12 protein-coding genes are annotated in these 16,151 nt (G+C 35.9%); 5 read left to right on the top strand and 7 right to left on the bottom strand.

What is annotated here, in order from left to right:
• Window positions 1-5: 5 nt before the first annotated feature.
• Complete coding sequence (locus tag WC614_03425; protein ID MFA5032051.1) at window positions 6-1,778, bottom strand: glutamate mutase L; 1,773 nt, start codon at window positions 1,776-1,778, stop codon at window positions 6-8.
• The gene (locus tag WC614_03420; protein ID MFA5032050.1) at window positions 1,750-2,124 is read right to left on the bottom strand and encodes a hypothetical protein; all 375 of its coding nucleotides are present in this window, start codon (window positions 2,122-2,124) and stop codon (window positions 1,750-1,752) included. Before WC614_03420 ends, WC614_03425 begins: the two co-directional genes overlap by 29 nt.
• Window positions 2,125-2,378: 254 nt before the next feature.
• Here WC614_03420 and WC614_03415 point away from each other — a divergent pair, with 254 nt between their 5' ends.
• Both WC614_03415 and WC614_03410 read left to right on the top strand, forming a co-directional pair.
• The gene (locus WC614_03415) at window positions 2,379-4,853 is read left to right on the top strand and encodes a tetratricopeptide repeat protein (protein ID MFA5032049.1); all 2,475 of its coding nucleotides are present in this window, start codon (window positions 2,379-2,381) and stop codon (window positions 4,851-4,853) included.
• Between the two features lie 22 nt (window positions 4,854-4,875).
• Entirely contained in the window at window positions 4,876-6,090 is a 1,215-nt protein-coding gene (locus tag WC614_03410; protein ID MFA5032048.1) for a serpin family protein, read from the top strand.
• A 65-nt stretch (window positions 6,091-6,155) separates the two neighbouring features.
• Here WC614_03410 and WC614_03405 read toward each other — a convergent pair whose 3' ends face one another.
• A complete protein-coding gene (locus WC614_03405; GenBank protein MFA5032047.1) occupies window positions 6,156-8,207 on the bottom strand; it encodes a PorV/PorQ family protein in 2,052 nt (683 codons plus the stop codon).
• A gap of 168 nt (window positions 8,208-8,375) precedes the next feature.
• Here WC614_03405 and WC614_03400 point away from each other — a divergent pair, with 168 nt between their 5' ends.
• From WC614_03400 to WC614_03390, 3 genes are read left to right on the top strand one after another with little or no spacing between them, the layout of a single operon-like run.
• The gene (locus tag WC614_03400; protein MFA5032046.1) at window positions 8,376-9,122 is read left to right on the top strand and encodes an SAM-dependent chlorinase/fluorinase; all 747 of its coding nucleotides are present in this window, start codon (window positions 8,376-8,378) and stop codon (window positions 9,120-9,122) included.
• Between the two features lie 3 nt (window positions 9,123-9,125).
• Window positions 9,126-9,728 (top strand): RecX family transcriptional regulator, encoded by a 603-nt coding sequence (locus tag WC614_03395; GenBank protein MFA5032045.1) that lies wholly within the window; start codon window positions 9,126-9,128, stop codon window positions 9,726-9,728.
• Between the two features lie 57 nt (window positions 9,729-9,785).
• On the top strand, window positions 9,786-10,559 hold the full coding sequence (locus tag WC614_03390) for a hypothetical protein (protein ID MFA5032044.1): 774 nt from the start codon (window positions 9,786-9,788) through the stop codon (window positions 10,557-10,559).
• Window positions 10,560-10,574: 15 nt separating this feature from the next.
• Here the strand turns inward: WC614_03390 and WC614_03385 are convergent, their stop codons facing one another.
• The 4 genes from WC614_03385 to WC614_03370 all read right to left on the bottom strand — a co-directional run bounded on the left by WC614_03385 (window position 10,575) and on the right by WC614_03370 (window position 16,087).
• The gene (locus tag WC614_03385) at window positions 10,575-11,870 is read right to left on the bottom strand and encodes a hypothetical protein (GenBank protein ID MFA5032043.1); all 1,296 of its coding nucleotides are present in this window, start codon (window positions 11,868-11,870) and stop codon (window positions 10,575-10,577) included.
• Between the two features lie 195 nt (window positions 11,871-12,065).
• The gene (locus WC614_03380; GenBank protein MFA5032042.1) at window positions 12,066-13,235 is read right to left on the bottom strand and encodes a hypothetical protein; all 1,170 of its coding nucleotides are present in this window, start codon (window positions 13,233-13,235) and stop codon (window positions 12,066-12,068) included.
• A 7-nt stretch (window positions 13,236-13,242) separates the two neighbouring features.
• A complete protein-coding gene (locus WC614_03375) occupies window positions 13,243-14,658 on the bottom strand; it encodes a T9SS type A sorting domain-containing protein (GenBank protein ID MFA5032041.1) in 1,416 nt (471 codons plus the stop codon).
• 19 nt (window positions 14,659-14,677) lie between these two features.
• The gene (locus WC614_03370; protein ID MFA5032040.1) at window positions 14,678-16,087 is read right to left on the bottom strand and encodes a hypothetical protein; all 1,410 of its coding nucleotides are present in this window, start codon (window positions 16,085-16,087) and stop codon (window positions 14,678-14,680) included.
• Window positions 16,088-16,151 lie beyond the last annotated feature (64 nt).

The raw sequence follows: 16,151 nt of genomic DNA, 5'->3' as shown, positions 1-16,151 counted from the left end.
TTACCTTACGAATATTTGTAAAGCCCGAGAGCGTTATACCATTTATTTAGTTTTTCTATTCTCTTGCTCTTATCCGTAGGAAGAACTAACGGTCTTCCTCTTGCATCTATAATAAGCCCTACTTCTCCACCTTCAATCGTAGCTACAAGTTTTTTCCCATGCCCAGCACCTACATCAAATCCTTTGGTCGGTGTAATTTCAACTTCCTTCTCCCCGGTAAAAGGTATAAGCACAATTTCCCCGAATGACACTTTAACTTCTTCGTTACCTATTTTTATCTGGACACAAGGAGTATCCTCTTTTCCAGTCCCAATAGGCGCGATACACGTTCCAAGCCTTATGAGACAATCCTTATCAAATACTTCTACGGCTGCTTTTTCATTAACCGTCGCCAATACACCTAAATGAGGCATCATAAAAATGGAATCCACAGTTAATTTCGTTAACCCTTCGGGCAAAAATGAATCTATCATCATAAGTGCAGATTGAACTCTCTTGGGAGCATGCGATAAGACTCCGCCGGAACCGATTATCATATCCAAATCCATCATATTAATTAGTGATTCGCCCGTACCTTTTTGGGCAAACGTATCTGAGATTGTTCTTATCTGCTGGACTCCTTTTAATCCTACTGCCATAGTTTTATGGTGTTGAAATGCCAATCTTATAGCTTCGCGTGCAATTGCCTGTTCCATTTTGAGGTCATCGAGAGTCTGCGGAATAGTGGTCGGCCTTATCATTTTATTTCTTATCCTGTTACGTAATTCTTTTTCTGGCAAATCAAAAGGTATCCATCTTGATATATTATCCGTTCCCGTTTCAGCTAATACATTTGATATGGAATAACTCATTCCAAGATTAGCCGATACCGTACGGTTAAATACTGTTTCAAACACCGAAAATACATCCGTAGTTGCTCCACCTATGTCAACTCCCAATACGTTTATGCCCTGTTTCTTTCCAACAAGTTCAACAAGTGAACCTACTGCGCCCGGGGTTGGCATTATTGCCGTATCCGTCCATTCCATTAATTTTTTATACCCGGGAGCATGCGCCATAACATGTTCCATAAACAAATCATGTATTGCATTTCTGGCAGGTATAAGATTTTCACGTTCAAGAACGGGTCTGAGATTATCTACTATTGATAATGCTGCTTTAGTTTCAAGAACTTTTTTGATTTCTTCTCTTGCGTTTTTATTTCCCGCATATATAACCGGCAAAGAATACGTTACTCCAAATCTCGGTCTCGGTTCTGCTGCTCCTATAAGCTCTGCCAATTCTACCACATGAGAAACCGTTCCACCATCTATGCCGCCTGAAAGTAATATCATATCCGGTCTTAATTGTCTCATTATTTCTATTCTCTGGTGCGGCAACCTTCCATCGTTTGAAGCGATTGTTTCCATAACTATTGCGCCTGCGCCAAGTGCTGCGCGGGATGCTGATTCGGCAGTCATAGATTTTACTACCCCTGCTACCATCATTTGAAGCCCGCCTCCTGCCGATGAAGTAGAAACATATATATCTACGCCTTCTTTATCGGATTTACGGGGTTTTATAATTTTTTCGCCATCAAGAATTTTCTTGCCGGCAAGTTCTTCTATTTCTCTTATTGAATTAAGTGCGCCGCGGGTCACGTCTTCGAAAGGTGCTTCAACCGTTGTAGGAGCTTCCCCCCTGAATGCCAACCTGTATTCGTCTCCTATTTTTTCTATAAGGATGGCTTTGGTAGTTGTGCTGCCACAATCAGTTGCAAGTATTGTTTTTAGTTCCATTTTTTATTACTCCTTCGCTATTTTGCTTTTTTTGACTTATTTCTAAACTTTCTATTTTTTGAATTAAATACTCAATGCTACATCTTTTTTCCAATATTTTTCTTATTTTAGGATACATTTCGTTCGGGAATACGCTACCTATTATAGGTTCAAAAAACAACATTGCCTGTGAGCCGATAAAATTCAAGTATTTAACGGATTCCAGAAATGTGATTGCTATGACATCAAACCTGCGCTTTCTTATACCAATTGCAAGATTGTCTAATATTCCCTCTTCTTCGAGAGTTAACGCATCTTCTTCCGGTTGAACTGCAAACGCATATTTCAGTTTTTCACGAATTCCCATATTCTCTATATTTAAGCTTATACTGGCAATATGTCAAGAATAATCTATATTGTAGCTTATCCATTTTTATTTAAATAAAATAATCTTGCCATTAGTCTTAGAATATTTAGAGTCTATGTGTAATACCAACTTGCAAATCTTTTGGATATACAATCAATATTTTCTCTCCCTGTAATCTGAACTTCCTCCTTTTTTCTTGACATAAACGTTTATTTTTAATTATACTGAACACAGTTCTGTTAGATTAACACATTATGAAAAAACTTCAGGATATTTGCTTTGCTTTGTTTTTTATTATTCCACCTCTTTTGGTTATCCCATCTTTTTATGAAGGGTACGGCATCCCGAAACAAATAATAATCTGGTTTCTTATCCCGTTTATGCTCCTGACCTTTTTATCCCGCGAAAAAAAAGAATTTATGCTTTCTACTCCGCTTTTATTCTGGGGATTATTTTTGATATTAAACTTTACATTGTTATGCTTTAACCCAAATAAATACTATGGGCTTGAACGGGTATACCTTTTACTTACTTATTTTGTTTTATTTCTTTCCGCTGTTAATTTTACAGGCAATAAAAGATTTGTTATATTTTCTGCCCTTGCCGGTTTCGGAATAGTCAGCCTCATCGGAGTATTGCAGTATATAAACATTATCCATATTAACTGGGAACAACTGCATTGGGAAAAAGGCTTTGGAAAAAGGGTTTTCTCTACCCTTGGAAATCCAAACGCATTGGCAAGCTATAGCCTTTTGTTTTTACCGTTAAGTATGATTTTAAGTCTGAGTGAGACACGAACAATGCTCAGAAATATGTTTTCAGTGATTTTTCTACTTGGGTTTGCATGCCTTCTTTTTACAAATTCCTGGGGAAGCTGGATTAGTTTTATAATCGCTACCCTTATCAGCATAATCTTCTTTGCGAACATCCTTGACAACAAGGCAAAAAATAAAATTAAATTATATAAGAAAAACCTGTTCTTTGTTTTAGCAGGCATACTTGTAATAATTTCCCTTTTTGTTTTAACAAAACGTAGCAAAATTATGGGCGAGCCAACTGGAGCCATAGCAAGAACTCTTTTGTGGGAGACATCTTTCAGTATGGCAAAAGACAAACCACTGACAGGTTTTGGTCCTAATGGCTTTCTTTATTATAGCAATAAACACCTGAGTAAAATAGAAACCAAAGAAAAATACGACAAGTTATGGCTTGCCAATCCCAATTTTATATTAAGAAATCCCGGTTATCCTGAAAACGAATATCTTACGATTCTTGTAGATACGGGCATTATTGGAATAGGATTATTTCTATTTTTTATAATAAGTTTAATGTCTTCTTTCAAACATACAATCAAAGAAACGCACAGTTTTGACAGGTTGCTTGCAATGGGAGTATTTGCAGGTGTGGTAGGCATTTTCATAAACAGTTTAATTGATATTCCTTTTAGCGAGTGGACTGTTGTAGGAGCAATATTTTTTGTTCTGATTGGTCTTACCTGCGAAAAGAAAACCGCTTTTCTCGTTGAGACGAATTCACCATCCGATGGCAGAAAAATCAAACTATACAAACAATTTTTTACATTATGTATTTGCCTTATTTCTTTGTTTTTTATTTCAAAAGGATTTCGCACTTTAATGAGCGATATTTATGTAACCAAAGCTACATTGACCACGAATAAAAATAAAGAATCCGCGCTTACTTATTATCAGAAGTCTATAAAATTCAGCACCTTATCCCATACTATATATTCGGATATGGGACAAATCGCCTACAAACAAGGCGAATATAAAAAAGCAATCGAATATTTCAACAAATCAATTGCGCTTCTTCCTTTTCACGAAGCGCTTTATTATAATTTGGGAAACGTATATCAAAGTATGGGAAATTTTAGCGCAGCAGAATCTTCTTTCGTATGCGCCTTAAAACTTGAACCGCTTTATTCTTCGGTATATTCAAAACTTTCTTCTTTATACAGAAAAGAGAATTTACCCGATAAAGTTTCTCAAACGCTTATGCAAGGAATACATTATTTGCCGGACGATGCCGCATTAAACAATGAACTTGGCATATGGTATGCGGGACAAAAAAATACAAAAGAAGCACTTCGTACTTTCGAAAAAACTCTTATCCTTTCAAGATACGACCCTATAATATGGTATAATCTTTACCTTTTAACAAACAGAACTAATACTATCTCCGACACGAATCAACCAAATTTTATGGACATAAACGGTTTTGAATGGGTTACGAATATGTTTGAAGAAAATCGCAACAACCCGGAATACATAATCAAAGAAGTGCTTGCAAAATATCCCGATTACCCCGATGCCCTTTTATTATATGCAAAATATGCAATGAAAAATGACGATGAGGAAGCTTTAAGAATATTAAAAAAAGCTTTTGCAATAGCTCCGAATCTTAATGCAAAAGATATGCTTATCCCTTTGCTGAATAAATATGATATGGTTCAAAGAGCAAATACTTTGCTTTCATTGGCTGCAAAATACTATACCAACAAGGATTTTAAAAGCGCAGAATACAGCCTTTCGTTGGCGCTTGAATATAACCCTATTTTAGCAACTGCATATTTTAATTTCGGAATACTTTTAAGACAAAAGAACGATTACGATAAAGCAATAATAGCCTGGCATAAGTTTATTGCGCTTGACCCGAAAAATAAAGACGTCCCGGGCGTAATGACAGAAATATCAAAACTATCTGATATGTAGCTTTCTAATAAAAGGAGAAAATATGAAAAGAATTTATAAACTTTTTATGGGTTCATTTATTGTTGCCCTGATAACGGGAAATGTTTTTTCAAATGAAACGGTTGTAAACAAAAAAGATTTATTGGTTAAAGGGAATAATACTTTTGCGCTTGAGCTTTATGAGAATTTGAAAGGCAAGGAAGGCAATTTATTCTTTTCCCCATATAGCATTTCAACTGCATTAGCAATGACTTATGCCGGTGCAAAAGCGAACACTCAAAAACAAATGGCAGAAGTTCTGCGTTTCAACTTATTAGATTCGACAAGCATACACCCGGTATTTAAGAATTTAATTTTTGAAACCCAGAGTAAAAATAAAAACTACCAGTTGAATATTGCCAATGCTTTATGGGGACAAAAAGGATATAAATTTCTCAACAAATTCATCAAAGTTACAAAAACTAATTATGGGGCAGGATTCAAAAAAATTGATTTTGGAAACACCGAATCGGCACGCAAAACTATTAACAACTGGGTTGAAGAGCAAACTAAAAACAAAATCAAAGACCTTATTCAACCGGGAATTCTTAATGCTAATACCCGCCTTGTTCTAACCAATGCAATTTATTTTAAAGGCAATTGGATTAATGAGTTTGATGAAAATGAAACAAAAGAAGCTCCATTTTATATAAACCCGGAGAAAAAACTTCAAGTACCGATGATGTTTAAAAAAGAAAATTTTAATTTTATGGAAACCGATAAATTTCAGGCAATTGAATTGCCCTACAAGGGCGATGATTTATCGATGTTTGTCTTGTTGCCCAAAAAAATTGATGGACTTGGCGAGGTGGAAAACTCGTTTGTATTAGACAGTTTAAATAAGTGGATAGAAAGTGTTCAGAATCAGGAAGTCAAAATCTATTTTCCAAAATTTAAAATGACTTCGGAATTTAGCCTGGCAGAAGTCCTTAAATCTATGGGGATGTCTGATGCTTTCTCTTTGCCGCCTGCAGATTTTTCAGGAATGAACAAAAAGAAAGAATTGTTTATTTCCGCAGTAATTCATAAGGCTTTTGTAGATGTGAACGAAAAAGGCACTGAAGCAGCGGCCGCAACTGCTGTAGTAATGACAAAATGTTCAATGCCCACACAACAAACTCCTGTCTTTCGTGCAGATCATCCTTTTATATTTTTAATCAGGGATACTCGTTCAGGAAGTATTTTGTTTATCGGCAGACTAACAAATCCGCTTAAATAATATACGCACGGTATGTTCAGAAGGAACAAATAGGGGTTAGATTTGGTTTAATTAACTGCCGGAGTTTATTTCTTCTTTGAAGTCTTTTTCCCTTTTTTAATTGAAGGAGATTCTTTTGTTGAGTCAGATGGTGTTGTTATAGCAGGTGTTGTTTTTAGAGAATCGGAATTTTGTACGCTTTTTGTTTTAGTTGACTTTGAAGTATTGGATTTTGTTTTCAAAGAATCCAAAACCTTTACACTTTTTGTTTTAGTTGGATCCTGAATAGTTTCAGTTGGTGTTACAGGTGTAGTTGGAGGATTCATTACGATTTCTATTCTCCTGTTGAATGCCATTCCTTCTTCAGTTTCATTGGATGCTATCGGTTGATCCGACCCAAACCCTTTTACAGAAAGCCTGTAAGGAAGTATACCTTTAGAGATAAGATATTCTTTTACTGAATTAGCTCTTGCGTAAGATAATTCTTTATTGCTCTTGAATTTTGTTGTTGGTCTGGGGTCCGTATGACCATTTATTTCAAATGTGTTTTCGCGATATTTTTGCACAAAAGATGCCATATTGTCAAGCACAGGGTAATCATTAGGATGTACATAAGCGCGGTCTCTTTCAAAATAAAGTCTCATTATTTTTACTTTTGTTAAGTCACAGTGGGTTAGTGTCGCTTTGCCTTTCTGTACAGTTACATTTTCTATAACCTGTGGGAAATAATTATGCGAGTTGGATTCTACATTTAACGTATAATCGCCTGGCAATAAATTATCCACTGCATACCATCCGCTTGAGTCAGTTGTAACCGATCCACTTTCCGGACCTTTATAAGTTATCGTAGCATTGACAGGTAATTTTGTATCACTCCCCGTTACTTTACCAAATATTCCTTTTACTGCTCTTTCATGAGGAACATCTTTAGGCCCAGTATATTTCAGAGCTATTTCTAATTTTTTCGTATCATACCAACCAAGCGTTAAGGTATCTTCTTTTGGTGTAAAAAAGTCTTTTTCTGCTCTTATTATTATCTGTCCTATTGGCACGTTTTCCATTGTTCTTGTGCCTGTTTTGCCTGATGTAAGCACTGTGTCGGATACAGTTCCACTAATTATAATTATTGATTGTAATGGCTTTTTAGTTTCGGAATCTATAACTTTTACTATAATGTTTCCGGTTCTTGTTTTAGCAGGGCTGCCAAATACATACCCGAGTGTTATTCTGTGTACCATCCCTAAGTCCCAACAATTAGCATAGGCATAGTCAAAACCAATATTTTTATATTTTATTCCAAAACCCATACTTATCTTATCGATTGCCTCAAAGTACTTGCCCCCTTCCGATCCTATTGTCCGATATCCACCTCTTAGCGCTATCATATCGTTTAGCCAATATTCCAAACCTATGCCAACATTCTTTCCCCCGAATTGCGGTATTGCAATTTCAAATAAAGTATTCATTTTATCAATAGGAGATATGTTGGCTCCAATTCTTAAAGTTCTTGGCAAATAATCAGAGGACTTATAATAATACTCAACCGTTGTCCCGAGATTCTGTATACATATTCCTACTCCATTTCTATTATGTTTCCATAGGACACCTAAGTTTGTTGCTACTGCCTTACCAATATCATCATTTAAGTTAACATAGAAACCCAATAAAGTTGCGCCATAGTAAAGATTCTTTTTCCACCTGTTCCCGTAGCCCAGAGAAAAAATAGATTCGTAAGTTTTATAAGTTCCCGGCAACTTTTGATTTTGTCCCGTATACATCTCCATTCCTGAAACATCAGAGTATATAAAACCAGTAGCAACATATCCTTTTGGTGTATTGTATCCTACGCTTCCGTAACTATCTTTCCACCCTTGGAACCATGAGTGATAAGATAAACTTGCTTCGCCTAATTGTAATTGTCCCAACCCTGAAGGATTCCACCATATGGCATTTATATCATCGCTAAGTCCGGACACTGCATTTCCCATAGATGCATTTCTTGCGCCAAACCCAATTTCAATTGTAGAAAATGCTGCCTGCCCCTGACTGGCTTCATCAGAAAAAGCAGAATATGGAGTAATAGCCAATAATACTAGGGCTATACATATAACCCACACCTTGTAATACGTTCTTTGCATATTCTGTTCTTCCTATTATATTCTTATAATATTTCATTCGTCTTGTCAAGTCCATTTATTGTTTTTAAAATTATGGGGGGGGATATTTTACTTTGCCAGTAAACATAGTTTTAATTTCTTGACACCTTCCAAGAAACGAATCATAATGGTCAAGTCGAGAAGAATAATATGATAATTGCTATTTTAACTGATTTTGGGATCGAGGATACATATAGTGCCCTAATGAAAGGGGTAATGTTAAAAACAAATCCGGAACTACGGTTTGTTGATATTACTCATTCTATCCCACAAGGTGATATAAAAAAAGCCGCATTCAGATTATTTACTGCGTATAAATATTTTCCTGTTAATACAATTTTTCTTGTCGTTGTTGACCCAGGGGTCGGAACAAACCGAATGCCTATAATTGTTAAAACAAATGATTATTATTTTGTAGGACCTGATAATGGAGTATTTAGCTGGGTATATACTTGTGAAAGATGTAGAGTCTATAAAATAAAATCTATTTCCAAGGATATAAGCAACACGTTTCACGGCAGGGATGTATTTGCTCCTGTTGCCACAAAACTGAGCAAAGGAATTAAAATTACTCAACTCGGAGAAGAACTTAAGAAATGGACATCCTTTAAAATACCTGCACCCCAAACAAACAAGAATACCATTGAAGGAGAAATTATTGATGTTGATAGTTTTGGTAATCTTATAACAAATGTTGAATCTACTAAATTGTCGGAGAAAGTAAAAGTTATGATAAAGGGACTTACGATAACCGGGCTAAAAAAATCTTACACGGGAGTCTCCCCTATTGCCATAAAAGGTAGTGCGGATTTTCTGGAAATATCTCTCCCAAATGGAAATTGCGCTAAAAAAATCAAAGCTAACATAGGAACAAAAATTTGCATTAATTTGCATTAAGAAATGAAAATAACAAAAATAGAGCAACAAAAACATAAATCAAAGAGATATTCAATATTCATAGACGACGAATTCGTTGCAGGGGTAAATGAACAGGTTGTATTTGAGTTTTATCTTAGAGAAGGGAAAAAAATAACCCCCGAAGAACTGAAAGACATTATTCAAAAAGAAGAAAAACACAAAATAAAAGAAAAAGCGTTACTTCTTTTATCTTATAGGGCAAGGTCAAAAAAGGAATTGATAGAGAAGTTAAAACAAAAAGAATATGAAATAAAATATATTAATGAAGTAATAGTTGAACTTGAAAAATTAGGATTACTGAACGATTTAGAGTATGCAAAATTATGGTTGGAAAGCTATAAAAATGCTTATGGCCGCTTTAGGTTAAAATCCGGACTCAAGGTAAAGGGAATCTCAGAAGAAATAATAAAAAAAGCTTTTGATGAAACAGGCGTTTCTGAACTTGATACTGCAAAACATATTGCAGAAAAATGGAGACGCTCACATAATAAATTGCCGGAAAAAGAAGCAAACCAAAAACTTGTATGGTTTCTGCTAAGACGTGGAATAAGTTATGACACGATTCAAGATATTATAGCCCTTTAAGCGTTACTAAACAATAATACCTATTGATAAAAAAACATTAAAAGATCAGGAGGCACGGTGAAATTTTTCAAATCTATCCGGGATATATTTTTATCAGGGATACTTTTAATAATATTTTTTGAATGGGTATTTATTGATGAATATGGATTAAATGGAATTATAATGGGATTGGTTGCAGGATTAATAATGTCCTTTTTATGGGAAGCATTAGAGTGGGCATTTTTCCAGCATATAAGGGTTCGGAACTTCAAGGCGGAATTTGATATTCTGCCTGTTCAGAACAACAAATACCTTTTACAAATATTTCTTTACACCACAATTACTTTTGGAATAACTATGGGAGTATGGTTCTTAGTAGCATTCCCGGGGGAGATTAAAATTAAAATACATTGCTCAATTGTTGGTGCATTATCCGGTGGAATATTTTCCGGTACCGGTATGACATTACTATCCCATAAGATGGCAGTACAAAATAAACTTAAAAAAATGGGCATTAAAATGTTTGAAGGAGCTATGGGAGTTCAGCATATACGAAATATAGAATTGGATATCCCTTACGATAAGACATTTGAATTATGCCTTGCGTCTCCCGGGTTTATAAAAAAGTATAATGTTGTCAATGCCGAACCGGCAGAAGGCAAAATAAAAATCGAGATAGGGAAATTCAATAAAAATATGATTCTGTTTGATATCCAAAAAACAGATAAAAAACGGACACAGGTGAAAATATTAACAAAACCGGTTGAGAAAAGCATAATAATAGATAGTGGCGTGAACTTAGAAAATATAGAAAAAATTACTCGTTTTTTAAAAAGTCAGGGAACTCCTTAATGCTACGATAAAATTCTACCAACTTATTCTTACTTTATAGTTGACTCTTACTTCAGAATTTGGTTCTGCCGATGGGTAAAACTCAATAGTATTCGCATCTTTTTGTTCCCATTTGTGCGAGTTACTTAAAATTTTCCAGTCCCCGGAAATATGTTCAATAACCTTTATATTAACCGCATATTTCTTGTGATTCCGCAATATGATTACTATTTCCTGTTCAGTGGTTCTGTCGGTTATCCTATTTTCCTTTAACATTTTTCGTTCGCCCACCAAATCAAAAGCATTACCAATCAATAATGAGACTTCTTCGTCTTTGGGAGTATGAGAAACCCAGTCTTCTCCTGCAAACTCCAAACTTTTATCCTTATCTTCTTTGTATATCCTTACCTTGCCTTTTGGTAACGGAATACCCAGACCATCCTGTTCAGAATTTTTGAATTCTAACTTTACTTCTATTGATTTAGAACCATATCTGCCGTTATCGCAAACATAAACGGTTTTAGTTTTAACCGTAGTTTGTGGAACAAATATAATTTGTTTCTCTTCACGGTCTCTTATAGTAGTTTGGTCTTTTAATTCATAGATATGATATTCAAAAAATTCTCTCTCTTCAACCCTTGGGACAGCTGTTTCATATGCAGCAAATTCTGCTTTGCCACCATAATCCCTTGCTCCGGAAGTTGCTCTGTGAACATCACCTGCCACAAGTTTAAGTTTTGCATCTTTATATGTCGCTCCTGATTTATTATCTACAGTAACCCATCCTGAAAAATCCATTTCATCATTTTTTAATATTCCAATATATTCTGAATGCCAGTTTATGTTATTCGTGAGATATGAGACTTCGCATTTCTTTTCTCCCGAAGATTTAGCATTCACTAACCAATTAAGGGTAGGTCTTGTAATTAAACCTTCCGGTAGTTCAGGCAAACCGGTATGCACAACTTCTTCTAACCTAAGAATTTTTATGCCTTTAGAAGATAGTATTGTTATATTTTTTTCATCAGATGCAAGCAATTTACCCTCTTCAAGTTTCCCGTCCTTCAAAACAATAGTAATATCGTGGTCTATATATTTTTCAAGTAACTTTGCAGTGTTTACAAGGTCATACCTGTAATTCTGTTCAAGTATTTCTACGTCAGGCGAATTAAAACCAACAGAAGTAGGGTCTATATAGGAAGCAACTTCTTTGAAATCTATGGTTTGGCGCCCCTGCTTAAAATTAAATTCCCTTGTATCTTTAACAAGAGCAAGATTAGAATTATAAACCGTAACTTTCACGGAAAGAATCAAACAAAATATTATACCCATAATGCACCTCTTTTTATCTTAATTTTGTTATTTTGAATTATTGATGACCATAAAATTAACTATTTATAAAGTCAAGAGAAAATAAACTATAAGAAGAAAATGGGGTTAGAAACATGAGATATTTATTCATTTGTTTTGGCTTATAGAAAAGTTTATCTATCGCACAGGGAAATATCTCATTGGAATTAAAAGGTTTTATTTTTTAACTACTCCGAGAGAATCTGCTTTTATAAGCCACACGTTAGTGTAGTATGGAGAATAAGAAGAGTTGCTTGTTGCTCCTACAATTATATAACCATTATCGAAAGTTTGTCGGACTGAATATCCATAATCATCTTTATTATAAGTTCCGTCAAACGTTTTATCCCATTGTTTATTCCCTGAGATATCTGTTTTTATGAGCCATATATCATACTTGCTTGTGCTGGAAGGTATTTTATGTCCTGCAATTATATACCCTCCATCAGTTGTTTGCGCTACAGATTGCCCACAATCAGCGTAATTACCGCCAAAAGTTTTTGTCCATAGAGTATCACCGATGTTATTTGTTTTTATCAAGTAAACATTTTCTCTGCCCGCACCGTAAGAAGTTGTCCATCCTGTAATAATATATCCGCCATCCGTAGTTTGCGTTACCGAATACCCGGCATCATTGTTAGTGCCTCCGAAATTTTTTATCCATAAAGTGTCGCCTAGACTATCAGTTTTTATTAAATAAACCTGTTCATAATTTCCACCATAAAAACTAATCCAGCCTGCAATAATGTATCCGCCATCATTTGTTTGTACTGCCGAACGTCCCGCATCATTAGCGATTCCACCAAAAGTTTTTGTCCATAAAGTATCGCCGAGGCTATCCGTTTTTATTAAGTAAACATCTATTCCGCCTGCGCCATAAGATTTTGTAGAACCGGTAATTATGTACCCACCATCAGAGGTATTTGCTACCGAATACCCGATATCATCTTTTCCTCCACCATAGGTTTTTGCCCATAAGGAGTCACCAACACTATTAGTTTTTATTAAGTATATATCTCTTTTGCCTGCGCCATAAGATTTTGTAGAACCTGCAATTATATATCCGCCATCAGTATTCTGTGATACAGAATATCCTTCGTCATCGCTACTTCCGCCGAAAGTTTTATACCATAAACAGTTACCATCAGTATTTGTCCTTATCAGATAAACATCCAAACTACCTGCACCATAAGAGTTTGTATAGCCTGTAATTACATACCCGCTGTCCGTGGTTTGTGCTACCGAATATCCGACATCGTCATAGCTTCCCCCAAAAGTTTTAGTCCATTTGGTTTGCCCATACAAATTAACAGAAAACAGAACTGCGAATAATAGATATTTATTCATTTTTGGGTTAATGTTTCATAAGAATAAACTTATTAATTGATTTGTAATTGCCGGCAGACAGGGAATAAAAGTATATACCCGCAGAAACCTTTCGATTTGCATCATCTTTACCATTCCAGTGGATTATATGTTTTCCGATTGGCTGGGTTTCATTAACCAGTGTTTTTATACGAGTGCCTGAGATATCGTAAATTGTTAATTTAACTTCTTGCTCTGATAATGTGTTTGAACCGGGAAGACTATACTCAACAGATAAGTTTGAAGATACGGGGTTAGGATAGGATTTGCAGGAAAAGACAGTAGGAGTATTGGATTCTTCTGCAGCTATTTCGTGTTTGAACCTCACAACATAAACATAGTTATCACTATGACTTGCCTTTCCTACAACGATAAGAGTGCCGTCCTTTGCCTGACAAATCGAATATCCCCTACAATCATAATAATAGGTAAGATACTTAAGCGTACGGTAGCGTCCCGTCCAAAGACTATCGCCATAGCAATTTGTTTTCATAAGATAAAGATAATCATCATAGGAAGAAGCTACGTATGTTCCTCCTGCGATAACAAATCCACCATCCTGAGTCCGGCAAATTGAATAACCAGCAGTGCTCTCTTTAGAATAAGTTTTTGTCCAGACGCTGTCGCCATTGGAATTTATTCTTAAGAGATAAATTCCTCTGCCGGCATTTAAGTCTCCTACAATTATAAAACCGCTATCCCTTTCCGGAGAGAATTGGCAAATTGAATAAGCACCACGAGTACAACTTCCATAGGCTCTAGTCCACATTGTATCCCCTGTACAATCTATCTTTACAACGTAAACGCTACTATTGTTTTTCCCTCCCGCAATTACAAACCCACTATCCTGTGCCTCACACATTGAACACCCGCAAGAATAAGTAGTTCCGCCAAAAGCTTTTGCCCATAAAGAATCTCCGTTGCAGTCCGTTCCTATGATATAAACCCTATTTCCGGGACCAAAAGAGCCTGTATAGCCTGCAATTATAAATCCACCGTTTTTCATCTGGAGTGCTGAATATCCCTCATCACCGTTAGCTCCGCCATAAATTTTTGTCCACATTGTATCACCAATAGTATTTGTTCGTGCAAGATAAACATCGTAATTATTTGAGTATGTAAATCCTGTAATAATAAATCCTCCGTCTTCTGTCTGGGAAGCCGAATAACAATAAGCATAATTACCAACAGTGTAACTTCTTGTCCATATTGTATCGCCATTAGGTTTTATTTTCATAACACCCGGTTCTGCGACTATAAAATTTCCGTCATTTGTCTGACAAATTGAATAGGCATCTATATAGGGATAAGGTTTGCCATAAGTTCTTGTCCACATAGTATCCGGTGCCCCAGCGAAAATATTTTTAGTTCCTAAAATAACACAGACAAGAAGAAGTTTTTTCATTTTATTATTAGCTTGCCTATTAATTAAGTATAAGAATTTTATTTACTTTCCTGATATTTGCCTGCAAGACACAGAAGTAGACACCGGGATTTACTAGTCTATTTTCTTCATTGTGTCCGTTCCAGGTTGTTACACCATTACCGGAAAAGAGTTGTTTATCAACAAGTTTTCTCACCTGTTGTCCGAGGATATTATAGATAGTTATAGAAACAGGGCTTTTTTCACTTATATCCGGAATAGTATATTTAATAGTGAAATTAGAACCGGATTTTATGATGGAAGGAGTTATATTAAATTCCGTTAGTTCTGTTTTTTCAGTCTCAATTCCCAGCACAGGATTTACCAATACAATAGAATGTCCGTATCCACCTGCAATTGCAATAGCCCCATCCATATTCTGTGTCTGAACGGGAGTAATATGGTTTATAGTAGAATTATCTCCCAGTTGTCCCATATCATTTCGTCCCCAAGCCCAGACTGTATTATCGGATTCAACTGCAAGGGAATGCCCGTATCCACCAGCAATTGCAATAACGCCAATAACGTTCTGAACCTGAATTGGAGTATCGCTTTGCGTAGTAGAATTATCGCCAAGCTGTCCGAAAGTATTGTCACCCCATGCCCATACCGTACCATCAGATTTCAAAGCAAGAGAATGGTAATATCCACCTGCAACTGTAAGAATGCCACTAAGGTTTTTGACCTGAACCGGAGTATCACTTTGAATAGTAGAATTATCGCCAAGCTGCCCGAAATCATTGTCACCCCATGCCCATACTGTACTGTCAGATTTCAAAGCAAGGGAATGTTTCCCCCCTGCAGCAACCAAAATAACACTGTCTATATTTTCAACCGGAACCGGAATATTTGTCTGACAAATGGAAGTGTCGCCGAGTTGTCCCATATCATTCAATCCCCATCCCCATACCGTGCCATCGGATTTAGATGCGAGAGAATGAGACCATCCGCCTGCAATTGTGATAATACCTGTGAGATTTTTAACTTGAACAGGTGCATTTCGTTGGATATTAGAACTATCGCCAAGCTGTCCTATATCATTTCGTCCCCAAGTCCAGACTGTGCCGTTGGATTTCAAAGCAATTGAATGTTTTGAGCCTGCAGCAATAGCAATAATACCCGTAAGATTGATAGTCTGAACGGGAGCGTTTCGGTCTATTATAGAATTATCACCAAGTTCTCCCCTGATATTGTCTCCCCAGGCCCAGACCGTGCCGCCAGATTTTAATGCAAGCGAGTGCCATGCGCCGGCAGATACTGCAATAAGATCAGTAATATTACTAGTTTTAACAGGGATAATCTGTATTTGGGAATAACTATTCCCAAGCTGTCCATCGCCACCATATCCCCAAGCCCAAACAGTATTAATATTGGCATTTATAAGTAAATTTATTAATGTAAACGCAATCATAATATATATATATTAATGAATATAAAAAAGAAGTTTGTCAAAGGAAATTTAAAAATAAACGAAG

This window comes from bacterium (assembly GCA_041649255.1).
In the GTDB taxonomy this organism is placed as follows: domain Bacteria; phylum Hydrothermota; class UBA3073; order JACQXS01; family JAQTXJ01; genus JAQTXJ01.
This window is presented reverse-complemented; position numbering and strand designations above follow the sequence as displayed.

Excerpts from the sequence above, each read along its gene's own strand:
- WC614_03425 (MFA5032051.1), bottom strand. The coding sequence starts at position 1,778 with ATGGAACTAAAAACAATACTTGCAACTGATTGTGGCAGCACAACTACC.
- WC614_03420 (MFA5032050.1), bottom strand. The coding sequence starts at position 2,124 with ATGGGAATTCGTGAAAAACTGAAATATGCGTTTGCAGTTCAACCGGAA.
- WC614_03415 (MFA5032049.1), top strand. The coding sequence starts at position 2,379 with ATGAAAAAACTTCAGGATATTTGCTTTGCTTTGTTTTTTATTATTCCA.
- WC614_03410 (MFA5032048.1), top strand. The coding sequence starts at position 4,876 with ATGAAAAGAATTTATAAACTTTTTATGGGTTCATTTATTGTTGCCCTG.
- WC614_03405 (MFA5032047.1), bottom strand. The coding sequence starts at position 8,207 with ATGCAAAGAACGTATTACAAGGTGTGGGTTATATGTATAGCCCTAGTA.
- WC614_03400 (MFA5032046.1), top strand. The coding sequence starts at position 8,376 with ATGATAATTGCTATTTTAACTGATTTTGGGATCGAGGATACATATAGT.
- WC614_03395 (MFA5032045.1), top strand. The coding sequence starts at position 9,126 with ATGAAAATAACAAAAATAGAGCAACAAAAACATAAATCAAAGAGATAT.
- WC614_03385 (MFA5032043.1), bottom strand. The coding sequence starts at position 11,870 with ATGGGTATAATATTTTGTTTGATTCTTTCCGTGAAAGTTACGGTTTAT.
- WC614_03380 (MFA5032042.1), bottom strand. The coding sequence starts at position 13,235 with ATGAATAAATATCTATTATTCGCAGTTCTGTTTTCTGTTAATTTGTAT.
- WC614_03375 (MFA5032041.1), bottom strand. The coding sequence starts at position 14,658 with ATGAAAAAACTTCTTCTTGTCTGTGTTATTTTAGGAACTAAAAATATT.
- WC614_03370 (MFA5032040.1), bottom strand. The coding sequence starts at position 16,087 with ATGATTGCGTTTACATTAATAAATTTACTTATAAATGCCAATATTAAT.